At 69.3% G+C, this 2,045-nt stretch carries 1 protein-coding gene; it reads left to right on the top strand.

All coding sequences use genetic code 11. The features are described 5' to 3' along the window. Positions 1-19: 19 nt before the first annotated feature. On the top strand, positions 20-1,645 hold the full coding sequence (locus tag HC022_RS25040) for a hypothetical protein (RefSeq protein WP_167454195.1): 1,626 nt from the start codon (positions 20-22) through the stop codon (positions 1,643-1,645). The last annotated feature ends 400 nt before the right edge of the window (positions 1,646-2,045 follow it).

The following is a 2,045-nucleotide window of genomic DNA, read 5'->3' as shown; positions in this document are numbered from 1 at the left end:
CATCGCCTGACGGCCCGCCATGCTCACGATTCACCTCAACGGTCCCTTTCGTCTCAGCGGCCCGGGTGCCCCGGACCAGCTGTCGCGCCGGGGGCAGGCGATGATGGCCTACCTCTCCAGACAGCCCGAGATGCGCGCCGAGCGCGCGGCGCTGGCGGATCTGCTCTGGTCCGACCGTGCCGAGGAGCAGGCACGCGCCTCGCTGCGGCAGGAGCTTTCGGTGCTGCGCCGGGTCCTGCCCGAGGGGCTGCTCGCCGCGGATCGCCAGATCGTGCGGCTCGACCTGCGCAAGGTCGGCACGGACCTGTCCGGCGGCGGGCGCTTTCTCGAGGGGTTCGATCTGCCCTCGGAGGCCTTCGAGGACTGGCTCCGGCAGGAACGCAGCGCTCAGGATGCCGGGCCGCAGCCGGTTCACCCCGCCGGACCGCCGCCGCGTGACAGCCGGCCCGGGCTCGCGGTGATGCCGTTCCAGAGCTACGGCGCGCCGGATGACGAGATGTTGGCGGTGGGCGTGGTCGAGGACATCACCTCGGCGTTGTCGCGGGTGCGCGAGTTCCACATCGTCGCGCGCCAGTCGGCCTTCGGGTTGAGGGGCGGAGACCGGGATGTCGCTTCGGTCGGGGCACGGCTCGGCGTCGACTACGTGGTCGAAGGCTCGGTCCGGCAACAGGGGCAGAGGGTGCGGATTTCGGTGCATCTGGCGGCGGCGCGCGACGGACGGACAATCTGGGCCGAGCATTTCGACGACCGCATCGACGACCTCTTCGACCTGCAGGACCGCATCGCCGCCCTCGTCGCCGGCCAGATCGCGCCGCACCTGCGCGCCGCCGAGATCGCCCGGGCCCGCCGCCGCGCCCCGGAAGAGCGCACCGCCTACGAGCTCACGCTCAGCGCGCTCCCTCATTTCTGGTCGCACCGGCCGGAAGAGAATCTCAAGGCCATGCGGTTCCTGTCGCGTGCGCTCGAACACACGCCGGATTACGCCCCGGCCATGGCCTACAAGGCGTGGTGTCACGCGCACCAGTGCTGCTACCTCTGGAGCGAGGATGGTCATTCAGACCGGGACGCGGCGCTCGACCTTATCGAGCGAGCCCGACCTCTGGTCCAGAACGACGCGGCTTCGCTGGTGGCGCTCGGGGCGACCTGTTCCATGGCGGCGAACGACTTCGAGCAGGCGGCGGCGCTGGTTGACCGGGCGCTGCTGCTCGATCCCAACAACGCCTGGGGCTGGCTGCGCCGCGGCTGGAACTCCGTCTACAAGGGAGCCGCCGCGCAGGCGCTTCGCGACTTCGACCAGTGCGAGCGGCTGAGCCCGCTTGATCCGTTCCACTTCAACGTGCTGTTCGGCCGGTCCGCGGCGATGCGCAATCTCGGGCGTTTCGACGAGGCGGTGGCGCTGGTGAAGCAGGGGCTCCGCGCCGGGCCCGGCGCGACCTGGGCCTACCGGATGCTCTATGGCACGCTCTGGCTGGCGGGGCGGCGCGACGAGGCGACGGAGGCCGCGCGGATGTGGAAGGGCAGCAATCCGCACCTGACGCCCGAGCTCATGGCTGCGCTCCTGCCGAAGTGGAGCCACGACCCCGAGTATTTCCGCGCGCTCCAGATGCTCTGGACGCTCGAGACATGTGGGGGCGGCGAAGGCTGACGGGTTCGCAGGGGCGTCGGACCAGTGCTGCCCCTGGGGACTCCCGGGCATCAGCAGAGAGTCGCGCTGATTCCGCTGGCGATTCCGCCGATTCCTGGCGGCCGCAGGGGGCCGATCTGTGGATAAGCGTGTGGGTAAGCCGTCAGGGCACTGCTGGGGCGCCTTGGGTGACCTTGGGGGAGGCAGAGCGGACTGGATGAGCGGCTCATTTCGTACGATCTAACCCCCTGAAATCAGTACCATCTTCTCTTGGATGAAAAAAAGATGACGAATAATGGGAAAGGGGGCTTGCGGGTGTCGGGTGTAATCCGTAGATAGCCCCTCACCGGCGGCGCTGAGGCGCTGACGGGACGCAGGACGGAGCGGCGGCGGCGAGGAAACGAGGCGCGGTTGCAGACGA

The sequence above is a fragment of the Salipiger sp. HF18 genome, from assembly GCF_011806505.1.
Lineage (GTDB): Bacteria > Pseudomonadota > Alphaproteobacteria > Rhodobacterales > Rhodobacteraceae > Salipiger > Salipiger thiooxidans.
This window is presented reverse-complemented; position numbering and strand designations above follow the sequence as displayed.

What these genes read in the sequence shown, in the direction of transcription:
- HC022_RS25040 (WP_167454195.1), top strand. Translation starts at nt 20, where the DNA reads ATGCTCACGATTCACCTCAACGGTCCCTTTCGTCTCAGCGGCCCGGGT.